The following is a 23,332-nucleotide window of genomic DNA, read 5'->3' as shown; positions in this document are numbered from 1 at the left end:
CCACCGCGATCAGGCGGTGACGAGCGCTTCCGCGGCGGCGCGGCGGTCGTAGTCGTCGCGGGCCGCGGCGATTTCGTTCTGATGGCCTTCGGTCCAGGTGACGAGGGCCTTGATCGTGGTGTGCAGGCTCGCGCCGAGCGGGGTGAGCGCGTAGTCGACCCGCGGCGGGACGGTCGGGTAGACGGTGCGCGAGACCAGCCCGTCGCGTTCGAGCTGGCGCAGCGTGCGGGTGAGCATCCGCTGGCTCACGCCGTCGATCTTGCGCTTCAACTCGGTGAATCGCATGCTCTGCTGATCGAGCAGCGCGATCGCCAGCAGCGACCATTTGTCCGCGACGCGGTCGAGGATCTGGCGGACCTCGCAGTCGACTCGGGTGTCCCACTGGAGAACGTCGTAGTCGGCGGCGGTATCCCCGCAGTGCCCCGGTGACTTCAATGTGCCGTCTTCCATAGTGGTCGATTCTGCCCGAGACTTTCCCTCGGTATCAAGAGGTAACCGACCCCACTGTGGGGAACCGAGTCTGTTTGGGGAGTCGTGATGGTGAAAGTCAGAGCCGCCGAGGTATTCACGGAGATGTCCGGCCGTGCCTGGGGCGTGCTCGCGGTGTTGTGCGGCGCGATCTTCCTGGAGGGCATCGACGTGGCGATGCTCAATGTGGCGCTGCCCTCGATCCGGGCCGAGCTCGGCCTGTCCACCGGGATGCTCAGCGGCGTGGTGTCGGCGTATGTGCTCGGCTACGGCGGATTCGTGCTGCTCGGCGGGCGGGCCGCGGACCTGCTCGGCCGCCGGCGGATGTTCCTGTTCTGGCTGACCGTGTTCCTGGTCTTCTCCGGCCTCGGCGGCTTCGCCACGACCGGCTGGATGCTGCTGACCGCCCGCTTCGTGACCGGGGTGGCGGCGGCGTTCCTCGCGCCGGCCGGGCTGTCGTTGATCACCACGAACTTCGCCGAGGGGCAGGTGCGGGACAAGGCGCTGCTGTTCTACGCGGGCGTCGCGGCGGGCGGGTTCTCGCTCGGCATGGTGGTCGGCGGGTTGCTGACCGCGTTCGGCTGGCGCTGGGTGTTCTTCGTGCCGGTGCTCGTCTCGGCGGTGCTGCTGCTGGCCGCGATCGCGCTGGTCCGGGATTCCGGTGTGCCGGAACGGGTTCGGGGCGGCTTCGATCTGCTCGGCGCGTTGAGTGTGACCGGCGCGATGTTGCTGCTCGTCTACGGCGTGGTCCGGCTGGAGCATCCGGGCGACGGCCCGGCGCTGACCGCCGCGGCCTTCGCCGCGGGTGTGGCGCTGCTCGGGTTGTTCGTCGCGAACGAACGTCGCACCGCCACACCGCTGGTCCGGCTCGGCATCCTGCGCTCGGCGCCGCTGGTCCGCACCAACCTGGTCGCGGTGCTGTTCATCGGCTCGTTCATGGGCTTCCAGTTCCTCGCCACGCTGTACTTCCAGGAACTGCGCGGCTGGAGCACGGTGCAGACCGGCCTCGCGATGGCGGTGATGGGGCTGGACGCGCTGCTCGCGCCGCTGCTGACCCCGTGGCTGGTGCGCAAGTTCGGCAATGTCCGGGTGGTCTTCGGGGGCGTGGTGCTCGCGGCGCTCGCCTACGCGCTGTTCCTGCCGACCGATCTCGATCGGGCCTACATCGCGATGCTGCCGACGATGCTGCTGCTCGCCGTCGCCTTCGCGCTGGTCTATGGGCCGCTGACCATCGCGGGCACCGACGATATCGCGACCGAGGAGCACGGCCTGGCCGGTGGATTGCTCTACACCGCAATTCAATTCGGTGCGGCGCTGGGGATCTCGGTGGTGACCGCGGTGAACGTCGCGGCGGTCGACGCGGGCAAGTTCGGCATGGACGGGCTGCGGACCGCGCTGGTGGTTCCGGTGGTGGCCGCGGTGCTGGCGGGCGTGATCGCGGCCACCGGGTTGCGGCGCGGCGCGATCGCCGAGACCGGCGAACTGCCTGAGCTGGCACGCGCCTGAGCAAAGGCCGAACGGGCCGGAGTGGTGAATCCACTCCGGCCCGTTCGTATTTCACCGCCGTTCGCGCAGCGCCGGAAACACCTCCTCCTGGAGGTAGGTGTCGAGATCGCGTCCATTGCGCCGCGCCTCGATCACCGCGACTCCGTGCTGCTCCGCCTTCTGGATCAGCAGGTCCCGCGAAACCCGTTCCACCCCACCGCCGATGAGCAGTATGCCGACGGGGTCGCGGTCGAGCACCGCGAGCGCGTCCGCGTCGGCGATCACCCCGTGCGCGGTGAACCCCTGCGCCTGGATCTGCGGAATCGCCGAGTCCACGACGTTCTGACCGCGGCCGATGACCAAGATGTCCATTGTCCTCATACTCCTATCGGGGCCGGATCAACTGTGACGGTAACGTTTTCGCGCGGTTCCAGCGTGGCGTCCTTCGGCAGTGCGAAGAACCCGAGGCACATCAGTACCAGCATGCCGATGCCGTACCAGAGCGTGTAATCGAAGGTGTTGGCGAAGTTCACCGCATTGGCGTCCGCCCCGGCCGCGGTCAGCACCCGGCCGACCTCCGCGCTGCCGGTAGGCGCGGCGCAACTGTCCGGCACCACGGTCGGGTCGATCTGCGCGGATCGATCCCGCACGCAGGCCCGGAAATTGGCGAGAATCTCCTCCTGTGCGGGCGCCGGTAGTCCGGCCACGGCGAGCTCGGCTCGGATCCGCGGGGTCATCGCGTCCACCCCGCGGCCCGAATCATGGTCCAGCTGCGTGAAGAACACGACGCCGACCAGTGCCACGCCGAGCGCGGTGCCGAGTTGCTGCCCGGTATTGAGCAGTCCGGACGCCGCCCCCGCCGCGCTCGCGGGCACCTGACCGAGCAGCAGATCGATGGTCGGCGCGACCACCATGCCGAACCCGATACCGGTCACCAGCAGCGGGAAAACCATCTGCCACGAGGCGATCCCGGCCCCGTAGTGCGCGGCGAGCCAACCGTAGGAGCCGAACCCGATCGCGTTCACGACCCCGCCGGCGATCAGCACCCGCCTGCCGAACCTCGGTGCCAGCGCGCCGACCGAAATGCCCGCCCCCACACCGGCTCCCACGGCGAAGAACACCGCCGTCAGCCCGGCCCGCATCGGCGACCAGCCGAGCCCCGACTGCATGAACAGCGTCCACACCAGGAAGAACCCGCCGAGCCCGATCCAGAACAGCAGCCAGCTGCCGAGTCCGATCGCGAACGGCCGGGACCGGAACAGGCCGAGGTCGATCAGCGGCGAACCGACGGTCCGCGCCCGCCGCCGTTCGTAGGCGACGAACAACCCGAAGGTCAGTAATGCGACGATGATCAGCACGAAAGTCCAAGCGGGCCAACCTAGTCGGCGGCCCTCGGTGATCGGATAGACCAGCAGCAGCACCGCGCCGACGGCCAGCACCATGCCGGTCACATCCAGCCGCGGCGGCGCGGGCGAGCGGGAATCCCGCATCACGACCGACGCGGCGAACAGCGCGGCGATGCCCACCGGAATGTTGACCAGGAAGATCGGCCGCCAGGCGAGGTCGAACAGATCCCACTGCACGAGCAGCCCGCCGAGCGAAAGCCCGACTGCGGACGCGGACCCGCCGACACCGCTGTACAGCGCAATCGCTTTGGCGCGTTCGTGTTCCGGGAAGGTGACCCGGATGATGGCCAGAATTTGCGGCACCATCAGTCCCGCCATCGCACCCTGGACGAAGCGCGACGCGATGAGCATCGCCGGGTCGGTGCTGAGCCCGCAGGCGGCGGACGCGAGGGTGAATCCGGCCATGCCGATGAGGAATACGCGTTTGCGCCCGTAGAGGTCGCCGAGCCGGCCACCGGTGATCAGCACCGCGGCGAACGCGAGCACATAGGCCGCGACGATCCATTCGATCTGGGCGTACTGGGCTTTCAGGTCGGACTGGATGCTCGGGACGGCGACATTGACGATCGTGACGTCGAGCAGATCCATGAAGCCCGCGGCGAGTACGACCGCGAAGGCGATCCAGCGGCGCGGGTCGAGGTCTGGTGGGGTGTCGATGGGGCGGAGGTCGTGGTCCACGGCGGCTCTCTTCGATTCGTGGGGCGTGGCGACCTCTCAAACTATGCACTTCAAGTGATTATCACGCAATAGGGTAATCATCGCGGGTGCATTACCGCTATGCTGGCTGGGTGACCGACGCAGATCCGAGGTTCCCGCCGCTCTCCGACCAGCCCGGCTTCCTCCTCGGCCAGCTCGGCTCCTACACCGGCGGCCGCTTCGGCGAGCTGCTCGCGCCGCTCGGCATCAGCCCCCGGCATTTCGGCATGCTGCGATTGCTGCGCGAACACGACGGGCAAACGCAGCAGCAGTTGGGCGAGACGCTCGGCATCCATCGCAACGTGATGGTCGGGCTGGTCGACGAACTGGAGAAGCGGCAGCTCGTCGAACGCCGCAGGCATCCGACGGACCGCCGCGCCCACGCCGTCTACCTGCTGCCCGCCGCGCACGACGTGCTCACCGGCGCGCAGGAGGCGGTGGCCCGGCTCGACGGCGAGCTGTTCGCCGACATCGGTGCCGAGGATCGGGCCACGCTGCTGCGCCTGCTGCAGCGGATGGCCGCGAGCAACGGGCTACGTCCGGGGATTCATCCCGGGCTCACCCACGAGCGAATGCGTCCGTGCTGACGTAATTCACAGGAGCACACCGGGATTCAGGATGCCCGCCGGATCGAGGGCGGACTTGGCCGCGCGCAACGCGAGGGCGAACGGTTCCGGGCGTTGCTTGTCGTACCAGGGCCGGTGATCCCGGCCGACCGCGTGGTGATGGGTGATGGTGCCGCCCGCGGCCGAGAGCGCCTCGGAGACAGCGGCTTTGATCTCGTCCCACTGCGCGACCGTGCTGCCCCAGCGCCCGGCCGCGTAGATGCCGAAGTACGGTGCGGGCCCGTCCGGGTAGACGTGGGTGAAGCGGCAGGTGACCACGCCGGTCGCGCCCACCGCGCGGATCGCGTCGTTCGCCGCGGTGGTCACGGCGGCCTTCAGTTCGTCGAATCTGTCCCAGGTGCAGGCGGTTTCGAAGGTCTCGGTGATCATCGACTGTGCCGCGAGCGCGTCGCGCTGGTAGGGCATGCGCAGGAACGACGAGCGCCAGGTGTCGGCGGTGCCGCCGCCGTGGGTGTTCGTGTCCGAATCCGAATAGCGGACGGGCTCGGGCAGTTTGCCGCCGTGGTCCACGGCGATCTCGACGGCGCGTTCCATCCACGGTCGCGTCGGGTGGTCCGCGGATTCGAAGCCGAGCACCAGCACCCCGCCCGCGGTCGCCGCACCGGCATTGAGGAAGGCCTCGGCGGGATCGAGCAGGCGGCAGTTGGTCGGATACAGACCGGATTGCGCGACCGCGCGGGTGGCGGCGACGGCCTGCCCGTAGTCGTCGAAGTGCACGGAAGCCGTTGCCCGCCACCGCGGCCGGTCCTGCAGGCGCATCCAGGCCTCGGTGATCACGCCGAGCGTGCCCTCGGAGCCGAGGAACATCCGATCGGGCGCGGGCCCCGCGCCGGAACCGGGCAGCCGACGGGATTCGCTGACGCCCGCGGGCGTCACCACGCGCATCGACTCCACCAGGTCATCTATGTGGGTGTACAGCGTCGCGAAGTGCCCGCCCGCCCGGGTGGCCAGCCACCCGCCGAGCGTGGAGAACTCGAACGACTGCGGGAAATGCCGCAGCGTCAGATTCGCTTCGCGCAGTTGGTCTTCCAGCGCGGGCCCGAACACGCCGGCCTGAATCCGCGCGGCCCGGCTGGTGGGATCGATCTCGAGCACCCGGTCGAGCGCCCCGAGGTCCAGGCTCACCGCACCGGCGAAGTCGCCGTCGAGCCGCGGCTCCACGCCGCCGGCCACGGAAGTTCCACCGCCGAACGGGATTACAGCGATATTCGCCCGGCTGGCCCAGTCCAGTACATCGATGATGTCGGCCTCGGTGCGCGGCCGGATCACCAGATCGGGCGGAGTTCCCGTCTCGCCCAGCAGATTTCGCACCACATCGCGGAACGCCTGACCGTGCGCGTGCGCCGCGCGATCGGCGGGATCGACGGAGGCCAGCTCGGCCAGCGCGTCCGGCGCGGCGACCCGCGGCTCGGGCAGCGCGAGCGACTCGATGGCCGGCGGCTCGTGCGCAGTCAGATCGGCGCCCGGCAGGATCGCCGCGACCCGCTCGGTCAGCGCCGCCCGCTCCGCGCCGCCGACCGCGTCCTCGACGTTGCCCCAACCCCACCAAGACCGCGTCTTCGCCGCCACCGTGACTCCTTTCCGCCGGGCTCACGCCCGCCGCGCAGGCTATTGCACCACGGGTAGCCACGCCGGGTCCGGGGGACGAGAATCGGGAACAGCCGAAATCGATGCCGAGGTTCGGGAATGATCCTCGGCGGTTGTCCGTTGAGCTATTCGACAACGTTGAGTGTGTCGGGCTCAAGTTTGAGTTGACTCCCGGTGATAATTGGGGGCAGGATTGAGCCGACCACGCTCAGCGTTGCTGGGACCGTGCTCCGTCAGGTGCTTGGGGCGAGGTCTCGCGGCACAGGGTGACCTGGCCGTAGGGCGATCCTCGCCCGGCACCGACACCAGTAAGTACGTCAAATAGGAGGAACAACAATGGCTCGTGCGGTCGGAATCGACCTCGGGACCACGAACTCGGTCGTCGCCGTACTCGAAGGCGGAGAACCGGTCGTCGTGGCCAACTCGGAAGGATCGCGCACCACCCCGTCGATCGTCGCCTTCGCGAAGAACGGCGAGGTGCTGGTCGGCCAGCCGGCCAAGAACCAGGCCGTCACCAACGTCGACCGCACCATTCGCTCGGTCAAGCGCCACATCGGCACCGACTGGACCGTCGAGATCGATGGCAAGAAGTACACGCCGCAGGAGATCAGCGCGCGCACGCTCATGAAGCTGAAGCGCGACGCGGAGGCCTACCTCGGTGAGGAGATCACCGACGCGGTCATCACCGTGCCGGCGTACTTCGAGGACGCACAGCGCCAGGCCACCAAGGAAGCCGGCCAGATCGCCGGCCTGAACGTGCTGCGCATCGTCAACGAGCCCACCGCGGCCGCGCTGGCGTACGGCCTGGACAAGGGCGACAAGGAACAGACCATCCTGGTCTTCGACCTCGGTGGCGGCACCTTCGACGTCTCGCTGCTGGAAATCGGCGAGGGTGTCGTCGAGGTCCGCGCCACCTCCGGCGACAACCACCTCGGTGGTGACGACTGGGACGAGCGCGTGGTCACCTGGCTGGTGGACAAGTTCAAGGCCAGCGCGGGCATCGACCTGACCAAGGACAAGATGGCGCTGCAGCGGCTGCGTGAGGCCGCCGAGAAGGCGAAGATCGAGCTCAGCTCCTCGCAGAGCACCTCGATCAACCTGCCCTACATCACCGTCGACGCGGACAAGAACCCGCTGTTCCTCGACGAGCAGCTGACCCGCGCCGAGTTCCAGAAGATCACCTCGGACCTGCTCGACCGCACCCGTGCGCCGTTCCAGTCCGTGATCAAGGACGCGGGCATCAACGTCGCCGACATCGACCACGTCGTGCTCGTCGGTGGCTCCACCCGCATGCCCGCCGTCTCCGAGCTGGTCAAGGAACTGACCGGCGGCCGCGAGCCGAACAAGGGCGTGAACCCGGACGAGGTCGTCGCCGTCGGCGCCGCGCTGCAGGCCGGTGTGCTCAAGGGTGAGGTCAAGGACGTCCTGCTGCTCGATGTGACCCCGCTGTCGCTGGGCATCGAGACCAAGGGCGGGGTGATGACCAAGCTCATCGAGCGCAACACCACCATTCCGACCAAGCGCTCGGAGACCTTCACCACGGCCGACGACAACCAGCCCTCGGTGCAGATCCAGGTGTTCCAGGGTGAGCGCGAGATCGCCTCGCACAACAAGCTGCTCGGCTCGTTCGAGCTGACCGGCATCCCGCCGGCCCCGCGCGGCGTGCCGCAGATCGAGGTCACCTTCGACATCGACGCCAACGGCATCGTGCACGTGACCGCGAAGGACAAGGGCACCGGCAAGGAGAACACGATCAAGATCCAGGACGGCTCCGGCCTGTCCAAGGAGGAGATCGACCGGATGGTGAAGGACGCCGAGCAGCACGCGTCCGAGGACAAGGCCCGCCGCGAGGAGGCCGAGACCCGCAACCAGGCCGAGTCGCTGGTGCACCAGACCGAGAAGTTCATCAAGGAGAACGAGGACAAGGTCCCCGCGGAGATCAAGTCCAAGGTGGAGGCGGCCATCGCCGAGGCGAACGAGGCGCTCAAGGGCACCGACATCGCCGCGGTCAAGGCGGCCGTGGAGAAGCTGGCGACCGAGTCGCAGGCGCTCGGCCAGGCGATCTACGAGTCCTCGGCCAACGAGTCGGCCGCGTCCAGCAACGGATCCTCGGCGACCGACGCCGATGACGAGGTCGTCGACGCCGAGGTCGTGGACGAGCCGGTGGACACGGAGAAGAAGTGACCAACGGCAAGGATTCGGAGCAGCGCAACTCCGAGCAAGAGCCGGTCACCTTCGTCGACAATCGCAAGATCGACCCGGAGGAGCGGAGCCTGCGTAGCGACCAGACAGCGCAGACCGGTGACGTACGGGAGCCGGCGGCGGACTCCGCCGCCGGGTCCGGCCCGGACGCAGGCAACGGCGCCGAGTCGATCATCGGTACCGCGCAGGGCGCCGAGCTGCTGGCCGACGCCATCAGCAAGGAACTCGCCGAGCGCACCACCGACCTGCAGCGGCTGACCGCGGAGTACGCCAACTACCGGCGTCGCGTCGAGCGCGATCGCAAGACCGCGATCGATACCGCCAAGGCGGCCGTGGTCACCGAATTGCTCGGCGTGCTCGACGATCTCGATCGGGCCCGGGCGCACGGCGACCTGGACAACGGACCGCTCAAGTCGGTGGCCGACAAGCTGGCCACCGCGCTGCACAAGCAGGGCCTGGAGGAATTCGGTTCGGAGGGTGAGCCTTTCGACCCGACCCTGCACGAGGCCGTGCAGCACGAGGGTTCCGGGCACAACCCGGTGATCGGGCTGGTCATGCGCAAGGGCTATCGGTTCGGCGAACGGGTGCTTCGGCACGCGCTGGTCGGGGTTACCGATGGGGTGGCCGCAGCGGCCACAACCGATTCGACCGAGGCATCGGACGCTGATGCCGGCGCGAACAAACAGTAATAAGACGCGAGAGGAGGAGATATCCGGTGAGTCAACGGGAGTGGATCGAAAAGGACTTCTATAAGGAACTGGGTGTCTCCTCCGGCGCCTCGCAGGACGAGATCAAGAAGGCGTACCGCAAGCTCGCACGTGACCTGCATCCGGACGCCAATCCCGGTGACACCAAGGCCGAGGAGCGGTTCAAGACCGTCAGCGAAGCACACGCGGTGCTGTCGGATCCGGCCAAGCGCAAGGAGTACGACGAGACCCGCAAGCTGTTCGCGGGTGGCGGCTATCCACGCGGCGGGTTCACTCCCGGTGCGGGCGGCGGCTTTTCGCAGGACTTCAACATCGGCGACATCTTCGGCACCGCGAACGCGGGCGACGGTGGCCTCGGTGACCTGCTGGGCGGCCTGTTCAACCGGGGCGGCACCCGCACCACGAGCCGGCCGCGCCGCGGCGCCGACGTGGAGACCGAGACCACCCTCGGGTTCCGGGAGGCCGCGCAAGGCGTCACGGTTCCGCTGCGGATGACCAGTCCGTCGCCGTGTACCACCTGTCACGGCAGCGGCGCCAAGCCGGGCACCAGCCCGCGAGTCTGCCCGCACTGCAATGGGACCGGCGTCATCAGCCGCAACCAGGGTGCGTTCGGCTTCAGCGAGCCGTGCGACGACTGCCGGGGCACCGGCTCGATCATCGACGACCCGTGCGTCGACTGCCACGGCAGCGGCATCCAGAACCGCACGCGCACCATCACGGTGCGGATTCCCCCGGGAGTCAGTGACGGGCAACGGATTCGGCTGGCCGGACAGGGCGAGGCGGGCCTGCGTGGCGCGCCGTCGGGCGATTTGTTCGTCAGCGTGCACGTCAGCCAGGACAAGGTCTTCGGCCGCAACGGCGACGACCTGACCCTGGTGCTGCCGGTCAGCTACAGCGAATTGGTGCTCGGGACCACGGTTTCGGTGCCGACGCTGGAAGGGCGCGTGGGGGTCAAGGTGCCGCCCGGCACCGCGGACGGCCGCATCCTGCGGGTGCGTGGTCGTGGCGTGCCCAAGCGCGGCGGCGGCGCCGGTGACCTGCTGGTCACCGTCAAGGTCGCGGTGCCACAGAAGTTGGACGACAACGCAGCCGAAGCGCTCCGGCGCTATGCGGAGGCGGAGAAGGCAAGCGGATTCGATCCACGGGCTGGATGGGCAGGTGCTTGATGTCCCATGATCCGAAGCAGGCGTCCGGCGGGTCGCGTGCCGAGTTCTTCATGATCTCGGTGGCTGCCCAGCTGGCGGGCATGCACGCGCAGACCCTGCGCACCTATGACCGTCTGGGACTGGTTACGCCACAACGCACTTCGGGCGGCGGGCGACGCTACTCGGCCAGGGACGTCGAGCTGTTGCGCGAGGTGCAGCGGCTGTCTCAGGACGAGGGCGTCAACCTGGCGGGCATCAAACGCATCATCGAACTCACCAACCAGGTCGAGGAATTGCAGCAGCGGGTCGCCGAACTGGCGGCCGAGCTGGATCGGCTGCGGGCGGGCTATCGGCCCGATCTTTCGCCGCCGCAACGCAGTACCGCACTCGTCGTCTGGCAACCGCGAAATCGCCGGGGTATTTGAGCGAACGGAAGTCCCGCAACAATACTGAATACGGCTGGCTAACTATCGGGCCGCCGGCCTCGGAGAATTGATCGTGCTCCGAGGCCGGCGGCCCGAAGTCATGCCGCGCCGGGTTTCTGCGGGGTAGCCAACGATAAGCCGAGACTTGGTGTGCGACAGCGCATCGGGTCGGCGGTTTCCGGCCGATAGCCGACTGGTCAGTTTCATCGCGGGCCCCGGTGGCGTGGCGTGTGGCGTGAACCGACTCAGTCGGTCGATCGCCCAGTGATGTTGCCGCGCGGTCGCTCTGAGATCGCTACCGGTACGAGGGTTGCAGAACGAGTCGTGCAAATTCAGTGTATCCGTGACTGATTTCACTCGGGTTTTGCGGTCTATCAGTCGGTTTCGTGACTGTTTTGCGCTGCGCCTCCTCGTTTCCGAGGAATTACATGCTTGTTGTTTAAACGGAGGATTCCGCTGCTGGCAAACCTCGCCTACACTCCTTGGCAACGGCTGCTGACGAGTGTCCCGCAGCACCTCACTCGCCGGCACAGTTTGTGTTCGAGTGCGAAATGGGGTTGTGACACAAATGGATTCGCGGACTGTCGCTTTGATCAGAACGACGTTCAAGGCGGTTGCTGCGGAGGAAGGGGGGCCGGAGAAATTAGCGAGATCGTTCTACGCGATCCTATTCACCGACTACCCCCAAGTCCGCGATTTCTTTCCAGCAGCCATGGACGCACAGCGTGATCGCCTTGTCAAGGCGATCGCCTATGTCCTGGATCGGTTGGAGGAGCCGAACAAGCTCCTGCCGTTCCTCGCCCAGCTCGGGCGCGACCATCGCAAGTACGGTGCGCAGCCGGCGCATTACACCGCGGTCGCCGTCTCGCTGAAGACCGCGATGCGGGTGTACGCGGGCACCGAGATGTGGACCGACGAGGTCGACCAGGCCTGGGACGAAGGCCTGAAGATCATCGGCGAGACCATGATCGGCGCGGCGGAGAAGGAAACCACGCCGCCGGTCTGGACCGGCACCGTGGTGGAACGCCGAAACGTGCTGCGCAACCTGACCGTGCTGCGGTTGCAACTGGACCAGCCGATGCAATACGCCGCCGGCCAATACCTCAGCGTGCAGGTCCCGTCCCGGCCGCGGATGTGGCGCTACATGTCGCCCGCCGTGCCCGCGAATGCCAACGGGGAGATCGAATTCCACGTTCGCGGCGTGCTCGGCGGCTGGGTCAGCTCGTCCATCGTCGGCCAGACCTCGATCGGTGACCAGTGGCTGCTCGGCTCGCCGCTCGGCGGCCTCGGCATCCCGCGCAACACCAAGCGCAAGATGCTGATGGTCGGCTGCGGCACCGGGATCGCGCCGCTGCGCGCCCAGCTGATGGCGATGGCGCAGCGGCGGACCAACCCGAAGGTGCACCTGTTCGTCGGCGGTCACCATCCGTGCGACCTCTACGACCTGGACACGCTGAACAGCCTGGCCGTGGCCAACCGCTGGCTGACCGTCACCCCGGTCACCGAACACGAGGAAAACCCTTGGTGGTACACCGATTCCGGTGAACTGGCGCCCGCGTACGCGGGGCTGGAGCCGCGGCTGACCGGTCAGATCGGCAAGGTGGTCGCCAGCTTCGGCGCCTGGGCCGACCGGGACGTGCAGATCGTCGGCTCGCCGTCGATGGTGCAGACCACCAAGTTCCGCATGATGGCCGCGGGGACGCTCACCAAGAACATCCGCCACGACCCCCTGTTCTGACCGGCCGTCCGGGATTTCGACCCCTCCCGTAATCCCGGACTCAGTCGGAATCCGGTCGCGCCCAGTACCGCGGCCGGATTCCGGCTATCGGGTTATAGCCCTTCGAATTGGATGCGCTCCGCCGGAGTTCCGGTGGCGAGCAACCGATCCACCGTCGCATTGACCATGGCGGGCGAGCCGCAGACCAGCACCTGGTGGTTGTCGAACGCGCCGTGCGAACCGACCACCTCGGCGAGCGTGCCGAAGAGCATCTCGTCCGGCGGGAAGCCGATGTTCACCCGGCTGCGCTCGTACCACTCGTCCACCCAGCTGGGATCGTCCGGACTCTCGACCACGGGAATCACGGTGAGCCAAGGCAATTCGCCGGCCAGCAGGAACAGCATGTCCGAGGCGTACAGGTCGCGCGGGGTGTGGCCGCCGAAGAACAGATAGGTGTGCGGCGGTTCCGGCTCGCGGGCCAGATCCAGGATCTGCGCGCGCAGCGGAGCCAATCCGGTGCCGCCCGCGATCATCACGACTTCCTCGCCCGCCGGGTCGACCGCGAAACTGCCGAACGGGGCACGGATCTGCCACTCGTCGCCGGGGCGGGTGTCGGCCACGATGGAGCCGCTGCACCAGCCGCCGGGGACCGTGCGCACATGGAACTCGAGCTTGCCGTCCAGCGACGGCGGCAGCGCCGGGGAGAGCCGGCGCCGCATGCTCGGTTGCTGCGGCACGGTGACCTCGACCGACTGCCCCGCGAGGAACGGGACGAACTCGCCGATCAAGCGAATCACCGCCAGGTCGTGGCGGATTCGATGGTGTCCGACGACCGTGGCTGTCCACTCCGTCGGATGGTGTGCGCCATTACCGAGCGCACCGGGGTCCCCCGATGTCCTACCCACCCCGCGGACTCCGTCCGCTGCCGTCCCCCATGGGGCCTCCTTCGTCAAACCGGATCGGAGCTGATGATGTGCTCCGGAGTACCGACCGCGATCAACGCGCGCCGAGTGTCCGCGATCATCTTCGCCGACCCGGCGATCTGGATCTGCCGGTCCGCCCACGCGCCGAAGCTCGCGACCACCGCGCCCAGGTTACCGATCAGCCGCCGGTGCATGCCGTACGGCTCTTCCTGCGGCGGATGGGGGTACCACCACGGGTTGGTCTTCTGTTCGCAGACCGGGACGATGGTGAGCCACGGATTGCTCTGCGAGAGCTGCCACATGTTCTCCACGTCGTAGAGATCGCAGGGGTAGCGGCCGCCGATGAAGAAGTGCACCCGCGGGTTGATGCCGCGCTGGCCCATCTCGATCAGCTGGGCGCGCAGCGGGGCGATCCCGGTGCCCGCGCCGATCAGCAGCACATCGCGGCCGCTGTCCCGGTCGACATGCAGGCCGCCGAGCGGTCCGGCGATCTGCCAGCGGTCACCGACCCTGGTCTCGTTCACGATGGCCGGGCTGACCCAGCCGCCGCGGATCTTGCGGACGTGGAACTCGATCTCGCCGTACGGGTTCGCCGGGATGGCGGGGGAGAAGTAGCGCCACATCTTCGGCCGCTGCGGCACGGTGAGCGGCACGTACTGGCCGGCCTGATAAGGGATCGGGCTCTCGGATTGCAGCCGCACGATGGCCAGGTCCTCGAGCACCCGGCGGTGACCGACCACGGTCGCCTCCCAGTACGGCTGGGACTTGTCCGAGTTCGCGCCGATGGCCATGGACGCGGAGATCAGGATGGTGATGTCGCGCCAGCCCTCCTCCAGCCCGCGGTGCCAGGTCCCGATGCCGTTGTACGCGCGGAACGCCGAGAGCAGGGCCCGGCCCGCGGCGTCGTAATGCGCCGCGTCGACCCCGTATTTGCGATGATCGCGGGCCAATTGCTCCAGGAACTTCTGCGCCCGGCCCCAGTCCTCGAGGTGATCGAGCACGTACTGGATGGCGGTGACGATCCGCTTCGCCTGCATTTCCATCGCAGGCGGGAAGAGTTCACGCAGTTGCGGGTTCTCGGCGAACAAATGACCGTAGAACGCACTGACCAACCGCTCGGGTCCGTGCGGTGACTCGATCACCGCACGGAAGTTGGCGCGGACCAGCGCAGCCGAACGCGCATCCACGACGCGAAGCTTCCTTTCCCTCAGTCTGCCCGGGGACGTATCCGTAACCGGCGGTCCTCCGCTGATCAGTATCCCCGAAAGTGCCGAAGTCGTGTTGGTATGCACAACCTGCTCGCGACTACGTCGAGCTGACGCTCGGCTAGGCCGCGAGCCGCTGGTGTCCAATGGGCATGCTCGCCGGCGCTTCGGCCTCGTAGACAGGTTATCTGCCGGATTGCCCGTGCGGCATCGGCAGGGTGTTCGCTGAGGGCGATGCTGATTCAGCTACCACGCAGCTGCGGCTAGATGGTGAGCACCGTTTTGCCGCGGGCGCCGGTGGCGCCGAGGGCGGTGACGCCGTCGGCGAGCGGGAGGGTGGCGTCGATCGGGACGACCACGTCGCCCTCGGCGACCCGGTCCAGTAGTCGGGCCAATTCCGGTGCGCGGCCGCTGGATTCGATGTTGCCGCCGCGGATGCCGCGCGCTCGCAGGGCGTCCTCGTCGGCGGACCAGATGGTGGAGTAGACGGTGCCGCCGTCGTGCACCAGGGTGGTCAGGTCGGCGAGCACCTCGGGCGGGCTGACCAGGTCGTAGAGGACGTCGATGCCGTCGGGGTGGGCGGCGGCGATCTGGTCGCGGATCGGGCCTGCGGTGTAGTCGACGGTTTCGGCCGCGCCGAGCCGGGTCATCTGGTCGGCGACCGCGGCGCGGGCGGTGGCGATCACGTTCGCGCCCGCCATGTTGGCCAATTGCACGAGGAACGAGCCGACGCCGCCGGTGGCGCCGACGATCAGCACGGTCTGGCCGGGCTCGATCTTGGTGGCGTCCACCATGTCCTGCGCGGTGACGCCCGCGGTGGGCAGGGCCGCGGCGGCCGCGGTCGGCACGCCCTCGGGGATGTGCACCAGGGTGGCGGCTTCCGGGAGGACCGCGTATTCGGCGAAGCTGCCGTGGCCGGCCGGCGGGGTGAGGAACTTGCCGACCACTCGATCGCCGACGGCGAAGTGGGTGACGCCGGGGCCGACCGAGGCGATCACGCCCGCGCCGTCCACCCCGAGGATCATCGGAAAGTCGTGTGGCAGTTTGCCGTCCAGGATTCCGTCGGCCATCTTCGCGTCGAACGGGTTGACCCCCGCCGCCTCCAGCTGCACCCGCACCGCACCCGGCCCGGGTTCAGGGACCGGCATGTCGGTCAACTCCGGCGTGGCTCCGAACTTCCGTACGACAATCGCGCGCATCCATTCGCTCCTTGAATCGGGCTGAAGAGTGCGGCCTCGCACCCGCGTGCCGGCAAGCGCTCTTTGATGCATCAACTAACGGCAAACGTCATCGTATGCATCCATACCTCATCGACGCTGTGATTCACGGCATTGGCGCGGTGTCGCGGCGTACCGTTCAAGCGCGGTGAAAATAACTAAACTTGAGCGGAACAGACTCAACCTTTCCCACGTTGGATGTAGAAGACGGCGCCCAGCCGCGCGAGATTCGGGCGGATCAGGCTGCGGTGCCAGGACAATCGACCAGTAGGAAGGTGACTTGTGGACTCGTTCAATCCCACCACCAAGACCCAGGCGGCCCTGACCGCCGCGTTGCAGGCGGCCTCGGCCGCGGGCAATCCGGAGATTCGTCCGGCCCACTTGCTGGTGGCGTTGCTGGATCAAACCGACGGCATCGCTGCCCCGCTGCTCAAGGCGGTCGGCGTCGACCCGGCGACGGTGCGGCGCGAGGCCCAGGACATCGTGGACCGGCTGCCCAGCGCGACCGGCGCCACGACCACCCCGCAACTCGGCCGCGAGGCGCTGGCCGCGATCACCGCGGCCCAGCGCCTGGCCACCGAGCTGGGCGACGAGTATGTCTCCACCGAGCACGTCATGGTCGGCCTGGCCGCCGGCGACTCGGACGTGACCATGCTGCTGAAGAAATACGGCGCGAGCGCCGACGCGCTGCGCGAGGCGTTCACGGCCGTGCGCGGCAGCGCCAGGGTGACCAGCCCCGATCCCGAGGGCAGCTACCAGGCGCTGGAGAAGTACTCCACCAACCTCACCGAGGCCGCCCGCGCGGGCAAGCTCGATCCGGTGATCGGGCGCGACACCGAGATCCGGCGCGTGGTCCAGGTATTGAGCCGGCGTACCAAGAACAACCCGGTGCTGATCGGCGAGCCCGGCGTCGGCAAGACCGCCATCGTCGAGGGCCTGGCCCAGCGCATCGTGGCCGGCGACGTGCCGGAGTCGTTGCGCGGCAAGTCCGTGGTCTCGCTCGACCTCGGCGCGATGGTCGCGGGCGCGAAGTACCGCGGCGAGTTCGAGGAACGGCTCAAGGCCGTGCTGGAAGACATCAAAAACAGTGCGGGACAGATCATCACGTTCATCGATGAGCTGCACACCATCGTCGGCGCAGGCGCGACCGGCGAATCCGCGATGGACGCGGGCAACATGATCAAGCCCATGCTGGCCCGCGGCGAGCTGCGCCTGGTCGGCGCGACCACGCTGGAGGAGTACCGCAAGCACATCGAGAAGGACGCCGCCCTGGAGCGCCGGTTCCAGCAGGTGCTGGTCGGCGAGCCGTCGGTGGAGGACACCATCGGCATCCTGCGCGGCATCAAGGAGCGCTACGAGGTGCACCACGGCGTGCGCATCACCGACTCCGCGCTGGTCGCCGCCGCCACGCTCAGCGACCGCTACATCACCTCCCGGTTCCTGCCGGACAAGGCGATCGACCTGGTGGACGAGTCGGCCTCCCGGCTGCGGATGGAAATCGACTCGCGCCCGGTGGAAATCGACGCGGTCGAGCGCGCGGTGCGGCGACTGGAGATCGAAGAGGTCGCGCTGAGCAAGGAGACCGACGAGGCCTCCAAGCAACGCCTGGAGAAGCTGCGCTCCGAGCTCGCGGACGACCGGGAGAAGCTGAACCAGCTGATGACCCGCTGGCAGAACGAGAAGAGCGCCATCGATCAGGTCCGGGTGCTCAAGGAGGAACTGGAGTCGCTGCGCGGGGAGTCCGAACGGGCCGAGCGCGACGGCGATCTGGGCAAGGCCGCCGAGCTGCGCTACGGCAAGATCCCGGCGCTGGAGAAGCAACTCGTCGAGGCCGAAAAGGTCTCCGGCACAGCGGCGGACGGCGAGGTGATGCTCAAGGAGGAGGTCGGCCCCGACGACATCGCCGAGGTGGTCTCGGCGTGGACCGGCATCCAGGTCGGCAGGCTGCTCGAGGGCGAAAGCCAGAAGCTGCTGCGGATGGAGCAGGAACTCGGCCGCCGCGTGGTCGGCCAGACCGAGGCGGTGCAGGCGGTGTCGGACGCGGTGCGCCGGGCGCGCGCCGGAGTCGCCGACCCGAACCGGCCGACCGGCTCGTTCATGTTCGTCGGCCCGACCGGCGTCGGTAAGACGGAGCTGGCAAAGGCATTGGCGGACTTCCTGTTCGACGACGAACGCGCCATGGTCCGGATCGATATGAGCGAGTACAGCGAGAAGCACTCGGTGGCCCGCCTGGTCGGCGCCCCGCCCGGGTACGTCGGCTACGACCAGGGCGGTCAGCTGACCGAGGCGGTGCGGCGCAGGCCCTACACCGTGGTGCTGTTCGACGAGATCGAGAAGGCGCATCCGGATGTGTTCGACATCCTGCTCGCCGTGCTCGACGAGGGACGGCTCACCGACGGCCAGGGCCGCACGGTGGACTTCCGCAACACCATCCTCATCCTGACCTCCAATCTCGGTGCGGGTGGCGATCGCGAGTTCGTGCTGAACGCGGTGCGCTCGGCGTTCAAGCCGGAGTTCCTCAACCGCCTCGACGACGTGGTGATGTTCCACGCGCTGGACGAGGAGCAGCTCGAGCACATCGTCGACATCCAGCTCGACCAGCTGCAGAAGCGGCTGTCCCAGCGCAGGCTGAAGCTGGACGTGAGCGACTCGGCCCGGTTCTGGCTGGCCGTGCGCGGCTACGACCCGGTCTACGGTGCGCGTCCGCTGCGCAGGCTGATCCAGCAGTCGATCGGGGACACCCTCGCCAAAGAGCTACTGGGCGGCGAGATTACCGATGGAGACACGGTGAAGGTGACGGTCTCGCCGGACGGCGACGGGCTCATCGTCGGCCGTTAGGTACTGGCGAGTCGGCGGTCGATGCCTCGGGTATCGACCGCCGACCGACCGGAACGCTTAACCTGGAAGCCATGACCAACCCGAACGATCCGTGGGGGCAGCGGCCGGAGGATGCTCCGACCGAGCACCTGGCGGGCAAGTCCGGGTTCGAGCAGCCACTGCACACCACGGAGTATTCCGAGGCGTACGGGTCCGGCGCGCCCTCGGCGTATCCGGCGACCGAGCAGTTCGAGCCGTGGTCACCGCCCCCGCCGAACGCCACCCGCGAGTTCCCGCCGCACGACAACCAGTGGGGTGCTTACGAAAGCACCTACGGCAATCAGTGGCAGGGCGCGCCGCCGGTCGACGGCGTCCCGCCCGGGCCGGGCATGCCGCCGCCGGAACCGCCGCGGCGGCGCAACACGGGTTTGTGGATCGCGCTCGGCCTCGGGGTGGTCGCGCTGATCGCCGTGGTCGGCGTCGTCGCGGGCGTGCTGCTCGCCAACAAGGATTCGTCGTCCACCACCGCCGCGAGTACCTCGGCCTTCCCGACCGCGACCCGGCCGCTGCCGGGTTCGCCGCGGCCCACGCCGAGCGGGATTCCGAGCGTGCCCGGCCTCGGCGGCATCGACAATCTCGGTGCGACCATGGGCACCATCAACGCCAACGATGGCGGCACGCTCACCATCAGCACCCTGCTCGGCGCCACGGTCACCGTGCGCACCGACGCGAACACCCAGGTGATCTCGATGTCCGGCACCAAGGTGTCGGATCTGCCCACCGGCGACATCGTGTTGATCCAGGGTGACAAGGGCGCCGACGGATCGATTCAGGCCAAGGTGATCATCAGTACCGCGCTGCCCGGCGGCGGACGATGAACGACCCGCAGCACCGCCGCCGGGTGGCGACGGGCATTCGCCCCCCGAGCTGGATAGGCTAGACACCGATGACGGCAATGTGGTTCGGCTTGGCGGCGATCGCACTCGTGGGTGCGATCGTGCTGCTGTATTTCGATCGGATCCAGCGACAGCGGACCGGTCACGCGCGGCAGGTCTGGGCGAAATCCCAGGGCTACACGTATGTGTCGGTGGAGCCTGCGCTGCCATCGACGTGGCGTCGCGGCGCGCTGGCCAAGCTCGGCTACCTCTCCGCGGTCGATGTGGTGTCCGGTATTCGCAAGGGCGAGAAGTTCGTGCTCTTCGATCTGGAGGACTCCGCGACCCTGATCGCGGTGCGCCGGCAGATCGGCTCGGACATCGATGTCGACATGCGGCTCAAGACCGCGTCGCCGCCGAAGGACGCCGACCTGGAACTGCTCGGCGCGATCGGCGACCGGGTGGTCTTCGCGACCAACCCGGAGATCGCCAGGCACGCCGTCGATCAGCGGATGGTGGCGTTCATCGAGACGCTGCCCGACACCGTGCAGATGCTCTGGAGTGAGGGCAACTGGACGCTGGGCATGCTGTCCGTCGGCACCTCCTCGCGCGAGTGGGAGACCTCGATCGACGCGGTGCTGCGCCTGTCCGGGCTGCTGCACGTGCTGCCGCCGGTCAGCGAGCCGCGCTTCGACAACGGCGGGCACGACCCCGGCCGCCCGCGCCCGCGTGGCCGGCAGCGACCGGACGAGGCCGAGGGCGACGAGCTGGACGAACCGCTCGGCGGCGCCCGGGTGCAGCCGCCGCGGCTGCGCAAGGACGAGGAATTCGACGAGGCCCCGTTCGCCGAGCAGAGCTACGACGAGGGCCGCGCCCCGCTGTCCGCGCCGGAGGAACCCGAACCGCCGCGCCGCCCGTCGCTGGCCGTGGTGCCGGACGCCCGGACCCGGGTCCGCGAGGACCGCAGGACCGCCGACGAGTGGACGCCGGAACCGCGCGAAGAATGGTCGCCCGAGCCGCGCGAACAGACCCCCGAACCGCGCGACAAATGGGTGCCCGCCCAGCGCGACGAGCTCCCCGCCGACGACGACTGGGCCGAAGAGCCCGACCGTCGCCCGGCCGCCCGCGCGGACGACGCGGCGGCCGAACCGCCCGGCGGCCCGTTCCATCCCGGTTTCCGTCCATACCAGGGACCTGTGCCGCAGTGATCGGCTCGGCCCGCGTCCGTCTATGATCGCCGCGGCCACCGGATCGGTCGTCAACCTCGTCAGCGCGGTCGGGGTGATCCGAGGACGCGGTTCGACGTGTCCGGCGTCCACGGGCTGCCGAAAGCCCGCAGTGCACAAGGCTTGGAACCGTCGCCGGGACGATCCCGCGAACCCTGGCGGCCCGATTGAATCGCGGCTTGTTCGACACACGCGGAAGGACTTAGGAATGATCGACGAGGCAACCACTAACGAGTCGGCGCTGGGTACCGCGGCCGGTTCGGACCGAGACAGATTGGCGGGGCTCGTGCGCGAGCTCGCCGTCGTGCACGGCAGAGTCACCCTGTCCTCGGGCAAAGAGGCCGACTACTACGTCGACCTGCGGCGCGCGACGCTGCACCACAGTGCGGGACCGCTGATCGGCAAGCTGCTGCGCGAGCTGGTCGCGGACTGGGATTTCGACGCGGTCGGCGGGCTGACCATGGGCGCCGACCCGGTCGCGTTCGCGGTCATGCACGCGCCGGGCCGCCCGATCGACGCCTTCGTGGTGCGCAAGGCCGCGAAGGCGCACGGCATGCAGCGCCAGATCGAGGGCCCGGACATCGTCGGCAAGCGGGTGCTGGTCGTCGAGGACACCACGACCACCGGAAACTCCCCGCTCACCGCCGTGCGCGCGCTGCGCGACGCGGGCGCGACCGTGGTCGGCGTGGCCACCGTGGTGGACCGGGAAACCGGGGCCGACCAGGTGATCGCGGCCGAGGGCCTGGAGTATCGATCCATCCTCGGACTGAAGGATTTGGCCCTCAGCTAGCCTGGACAGCGGTCAAGTTCTTCAAAGGTGAAGGGTCATCTCCAGTGGTGAGCATTGCAATCAACAAAAATCGCGACAACGTTGCGATGCTCGGTATCGGTGCCTATCGACCGCAGCGAATCGTCAGCAACGAAGAAGTGTGCGAAGTCCTCGACTCCACCCCGCAGTGGATCTTCGAGCGCACCGGTATCCAGACCCGGCGCTGGATCAGCGGCGACGAGACCCTGCAGTCGATCGCGGCCGCGGCCGGCGAGCGGGCGATCGTCAACAGCGGCATCGATCGGTCGAAGATCGGCGCGCTGATCCTGGCCACGTCGAGCTGGCTGATGCTGACCCCGCACGGCGCCCCGTCGGTCGCGCACGACCTCGGCATCAACGGGATCCCGGCGTTCGACCTGACCTCCGGCTGCGGCGGTTTCGGGTACGGCCTCGGCGTGGCCGCGGACCTGATCCGGGCCGGCTCCGCGGAGTACGTGCTGTTGATCGGCGCGGAGACGATGACCGTCGGCCTGGACCCGACCGACCGCGGCACCGCGATGATCTTCGGTGACGGCGCGGGCGCGGTGGTGGTCGGTCCGGCCGAGGAGAACGGCATCTCCCCGACGGTGTGGGGCAGCGACGGCGAGAACGCCTCCGCGATCGCCCAGGACGTCAACTTCCTCGACTACATGGAGAAGGCGCAGGCCATGCAGGGCACCGACCCGGCGATCGAGCCGATCGGGCGGATGTCGCTGCGGATGGAGGGCCCGCGCGTCTTCCGTTGGGCTGCGGTCACTTTGCCGCGCGCGCTGTCCACCGCGCTGGAGGTGTCGGGGGTGGCGAAGGAAGACATCGAGGTCTTCATCCCGCACCAGGCCAACGCCAGGATCAACGAGCTGATGAAGAAGAACCTCGGTCTGGCCGACGACATCCCGATGGCCAACGACATCGTGCAGACCGGCAACACCTCCGCCGCGTCGATTCCGCTGGCGATGGAGGAGATGCTGGTGACCGGCAAGGCCAAGGGCGGTCAGCTGGCGCTGCTGCTCGGTTTCGGCGCCGGGCTCAGTTACGCCGGTCAGGTCGTCACGTTGCCGCCCAAGCCGGTCGAGCCGAGCTTCTGAGCGATGCGGTTGTTCCGGGCCGGGTTTCTCGCCGCGGCCGCTGCCACCGTCTTCGCCGGCGTCACCGGCCGGGAGAAGGTGCAGTGGGTCGCGAAACCCCTGATGATGCCGCTGCTGGCGGCCGATGTAGTGACCGAGGGGACCGCTGTCGCGCGCACGGATCGTGCGGTGTTGCTCGGTTCGCTCGGCGCCGCGACGCTCGGTGACATCCTGCTCATCGACCCGGACAACGATCGCCGATTGATCGCCGGGGCGTCGTCGTTCGCGGTGATGCAGGCCGGGTACTCGGCGTTGTGGTTGCGCAAGGGTGCGCGGCCGCACGCCGAGGTGGCGGTGCCGCGGCTGGGCGCTTGGCTCGGCGCGGCCGCTCTGCTCCGCGCGAAAGCGCCTACGGTGGCCGTGCCATTGACCGCTTACGGTGCGACACTGGGTACCGCGGGCGTGCTGGCCTCGGATCCTGCGCTTGCCCCCGGAGCGAAATCCATTGCGGGCGTTAACATCCCCAACGCCGACCCGCGCAGCCGGCTCGGCCTCGGCGCACTGCTGTTCACCATCTCCGACGGCCTGATCGTCTTACGCCGCCTGTTCGCGCGCACCGACCGCACCCGCCGCATAACCGAGGGCATCATCCTCGCCACCTACGCCGCCGCCCAGTTCCTGCTCGCAGACCCCGCCGCCCACGCGAAACCCACTCAGCCGCACCACTCTTGAT

General features: G+C 68.4%; 20 protein-coding genes. 13 read left to right on the top strand and 7 right to left on the bottom strand.

The window, feature by feature from the left end:
* Positions 1-9: 9 nt before the first annotated feature.
* Entirely contained in the window at positions 10-450 is a 441-nt protein-coding gene (locus tag F3087_RS02475) for a winged helix-turn-helix transcriptional regulator (protein ID WP_150400110.1), read from the bottom strand.
* An 87-nt stretch (positions 451-537) separates the two neighbouring features.
* Here F3087_RS02475 and F3087_RS02470 point away from each other — a divergent pair, with 87 nt between their 5' ends.
* Positions 538-1,974, top strand: coding sequence for an MFS transporter (locus tag F3087_RS02470; protein ID WP_223884779.1), 1,437 nt, complete (start codon positions 538-540; stop codon positions 1,972-1,974).
* Between the two features lie 51 nt (positions 1,975-2,025).
* Here F3087_RS02470 and F3087_RS02465 read toward each other — a convergent pair whose 3' ends face one another.
* Positions 2,026-2,325: a hypothetical protein gene (locus F3087_RS02465; protein ID WP_150400109.1), complete on the bottom strand. Its 300-nt coding sequence runs from the start codon at positions 2,323-2,325 to the stop codon at positions 2,026-2,028.
* 5 nt (positions 2,326-2,330) lie between these two features.
* Entirely contained in the window at positions 2,331-4,037 is a 1,707-nt protein-coding gene (locus tag F3087_RS02460; protein ID WP_223884778.1) for an MFS transporter, read from the bottom strand.
* Positions 4,038-4,147: 110 nt separating this feature from the next.
* Between F3087_RS02460 and F3087_RS02455 the strand changes: the two genes are divergently transcribed.
* A complete protein-coding gene (locus F3087_RS02455; protein WP_150400108.1) occupies positions 4,148-4,642 on the top strand; it encodes a MarR family winged helix-turn-helix transcriptional regulator in 495 nt (164 codons plus the stop codon).
* Positions 4,643-4,648: 6 nt separating this feature from the next.
* On the opposite strand, the gene F3087_RS02450 is transcribed toward F3087_RS02455, so the two are convergent.
* Complete coding sequence (locus F3087_RS02450; RefSeq protein WP_150400107.1) at positions 4,649-6,250, bottom strand: FAD-binding oxidoreductase; 1,602 nt, start codon at positions 6,248-6,250, stop codon at positions 4,649-4,651.
* Positions 6,251-6,604: 354 nt separating this feature from the next.
* Between F3087_RS02450 and dnaK the strand changes: the two genes are divergently transcribed.
* From dnaK to F3087_RS02425, 5 genes are all read left to right on the top strand, one after another.
* Positions 6,605-8,452 (top strand): molecular chaperone DnaK, encoded by a 1,848-nt coding sequence (gene dnaK, locus F3087_RS02445; RefSeq protein WP_150400106.1) that lies wholly within the window; start codon positions 6,605-6,607, stop codon positions 8,450-8,452.
* Positions 8,449-9,159: a nucleotide exchange factor GrpE gene (grpE, locus tag F3087_RS02440; protein ID WP_150400105.1), complete on the top strand. Its 711-nt coding sequence runs from the start codon at positions 8,449-8,451 to the stop codon at positions 9,157-9,159. Before dnaK ends, grpE begins: the two co-directional genes overlap by 4 nt.
* A 26-nt stretch (positions 9,160-9,185) precedes the next feature.
* The gene (gene dnaJ, locus F3087_RS02435; protein ID WP_150400104.1) at positions 9,186-10,343 is read left to right on the top strand and encodes a molecular chaperone DnaJ; all 1,158 of its coding nucleotides are present in this window, start codon (positions 9,186-9,188) and stop codon (positions 10,341-10,343) included.
* Positions 10,343-10,747 carry a heat shock protein transcriptional repressor HspR gene (locus tag F3087_RS02430; RefSeq protein WP_150400103.1) on the top strand — a complete coding sequence of 135 codons (405 nt, stop codon included), beginning with the start codon at positions 10,343-10,345 and terminating at the stop codon, positions 10,745-10,747. Before dnaJ ends, F3087_RS02430 begins: the two co-directional genes overlap by 1 nt.
* A gap of 568 nt (positions 10,748-11,315) precedes the next feature.
* Positions 11,316-12,485, top strand: coding sequence for an FAD-binding oxidoreductase (locus tag F3087_RS02425; RefSeq protein WP_150400102.1), 1,170 nt, complete (start codon positions 11,316-11,318; stop codon positions 12,483-12,485).
* Positions 12,486-12,577: 92 nt separating this feature from the next.
* Here the strand turns inward: F3087_RS02425 and F3087_RS02420 are convergent, their stop codons facing one another.
* From F3087_RS02420 to F3087_RS02410, 3 genes are all read right to left on the bottom strand, one after another.
* The gene (locus F3087_RS02420; RefSeq protein ID WP_150400101.1) at positions 12,578-13,369 is read right to left on the bottom strand and encodes an FAD-binding oxidoreductase; all 792 of its coding nucleotides are present in this window, start codon (positions 13,367-13,369) and stop codon (positions 12,578-12,580) included.
* A 44-nt stretch (positions 13,370-13,413) separates the two neighbouring features.
* Positions 13,414-14,574, bottom strand: coding sequence for an FAD-binding oxidoreductase (locus F3087_RS02415; protein WP_150400100.1), 1,161 nt, complete (start codon positions 14,572-14,574; stop codon positions 13,414-13,416).
* 281 nt (positions 14,575-14,855) lie between these two features.
* Positions 14,856-15,791, bottom strand: coding sequence for an NADP-dependent oxidoreductase (locus F3087_RS02410; protein ID WP_150400099.1), 936 nt, complete (start codon positions 15,789-15,791; stop codon positions 14,856-14,858).
* A gap of 300 nt (positions 15,792-16,091) precedes the next feature.
* Between F3087_RS02410 and clpB the strand changes: the two genes are divergently transcribed.
* The 6 genes from clpB (at position 16,092) to F3087_RS02380 (ending at position 23,331) form a co-directional block, all read left to right on the top strand.
* The gene (gene clpB, locus F3087_RS02405) at positions 16,092-18,647 is read left to right on the top strand and encodes an ATP-dependent chaperone ClpB (protein ID WP_150400098.1); all 2,556 of its coding nucleotides are present in this window, start codon (positions 16,092-16,094) and stop codon (positions 18,645-18,647) included.
* A 71-nt stretch (positions 18,648-18,718) separates the two neighbouring features.
* Positions 18,719-19,504 (top strand): DUF5666 domain-containing protein, encoded by a 786-nt coding sequence (locus F3087_RS02400; protein ID WP_150400097.1) that lies wholly within the window; start codon positions 18,719-18,721, stop codon positions 19,502-19,504.
* 68 nt (positions 19,505-19,572) lie between these two features.
* Positions 19,573-20,709: a type III secretion system chaperone family protein gene (locus F3087_RS02395; protein WP_223884777.1), complete on the top strand. Its 1,137-nt coding sequence runs from the start codon at positions 19,573-19,575 to the stop codon at positions 20,707-20,709.
* 226 nt (positions 20,710-20,935) lie between these two features.
* The gene (gene pyrE / locus F3087_RS02390) at positions 20,936-21,517 is read left to right on the top strand and encodes an orotate phosphoribosyltransferase (RefSeq protein ID WP_150400096.1); all 582 of its coding nucleotides are present in this window, start codon (positions 20,936-20,938) and stop codon (positions 21,515-21,517) included.
* 44 nt (positions 21,518-21,561) lie between these two features.
* On the top strand, positions 21,562-22,620 hold the full coding sequence (locus F3087_RS02385) for a beta-ketoacyl-ACP synthase 3 (protein ID WP_150400095.1): 1,059 nt from the start codon (positions 21,562-21,564) through the stop codon (positions 22,618-22,620).
* 3 nt (positions 22,621-22,623) lie between these two features.
* On the top strand, positions 22,624-23,331 hold the full coding sequence (locus tag F3087_RS02380) for a lysoplasmalogenase (protein WP_150400094.1): 708 nt from the start codon (positions 22,624-22,626) through the stop codon (positions 23,329-23,331).
* The last annotated feature ends 1 nt before the right edge of the window (position 23,332 follow it).

The sequence above is a fragment of the Nocardia colli genome, from assembly GCF_008704205.1.
Lineage (GTDB): Bacteria > Actinomycetota > Actinomycetes > Mycobacteriales > Mycobacteriaceae > Nocardia > Nocardia colli.
The sequence above is the reverse complement of the archived record's forward strand: the minus strand, read 5'-3'. Positions and strand labels throughout refer to the sequence as shown.

Excerpts from the sequence above, each read along its gene's own strand:
- F3087_RS02475 (WP_150400110.1), bottom strand. The coding sequence starts at position 450 with ATGGAAGACGGCACATTGAAGTCACCGGGGCACTGCGGGGATACCGCC.
- F3087_RS02470 (WP_223884779.1), top strand. The coding sequence starts at position 538 with ATGGTGAAAGTCAGAGCCGCCGAGGTATTCACGGAGATGTCCGGCCGT.
- F3087_RS02465 (WP_150400109.1), bottom strand. The coding sequence starts at position 2,325 with ATGGACATCTTGGTCATCGGCCGCGGTCAGAACGTCGTGGACTCGGCG.
- dnaK (WP_150400106.1), top strand. The coding sequence starts at position 6,605 with ATGGCTCGTGCGGTCGGAATCGACCTCGGGACCACGAACTCGGTCGTC.
- F3087_RS02430 (WP_150400103.1), top strand. The coding sequence starts at position 10,343 with ATGTCCCATGATCCGAAGCAGGCGTCCGGCGGGTCGCGTGCCGAGTTC.
- F3087_RS02425 (WP_150400102.1), top strand. The coding sequence starts at position 11,316 with ATGGATTCGCGGACTGTCGCTTTGATCAGAACGACGTTCAAGGCGGTT.
- F3087_RS02410 (WP_150400099.1), bottom strand. The coding sequence starts at position 15,791 with ATGCGCGCGATTGTCGTACGGAAGTTCGGAGCCACGCCGGAGTTGACC.
- F3087_RS02400 (WP_150400097.1), top strand. The coding sequence starts at position 18,719 with ATGACCAACCCGAACGATCCGTGGGGGCAGCGGCCGGAGGATGCTCCG.
- F3087_RS02395 (WP_223884777.1), top strand. The coding sequence starts at position 19,573 with ATGACGGCAATGTGGTTCGGCTTGGCGGCGATCGCACTCGTGGGTGCG.
- pyrE (WP_150400096.1), top strand. The coding sequence starts at position 20,936 with ATGATCGACGAGGCAACCACTAACGAGTCGGCGCTGGGTACCGCGGCC.
- F3087_RS02380 (WP_150400094.1), top strand. The coding sequence starts at position 22,624 with ATGCGGTTGTTCCGGGCCGGGTTTCTCGCCGCGGCCGCTGCCACCGTC.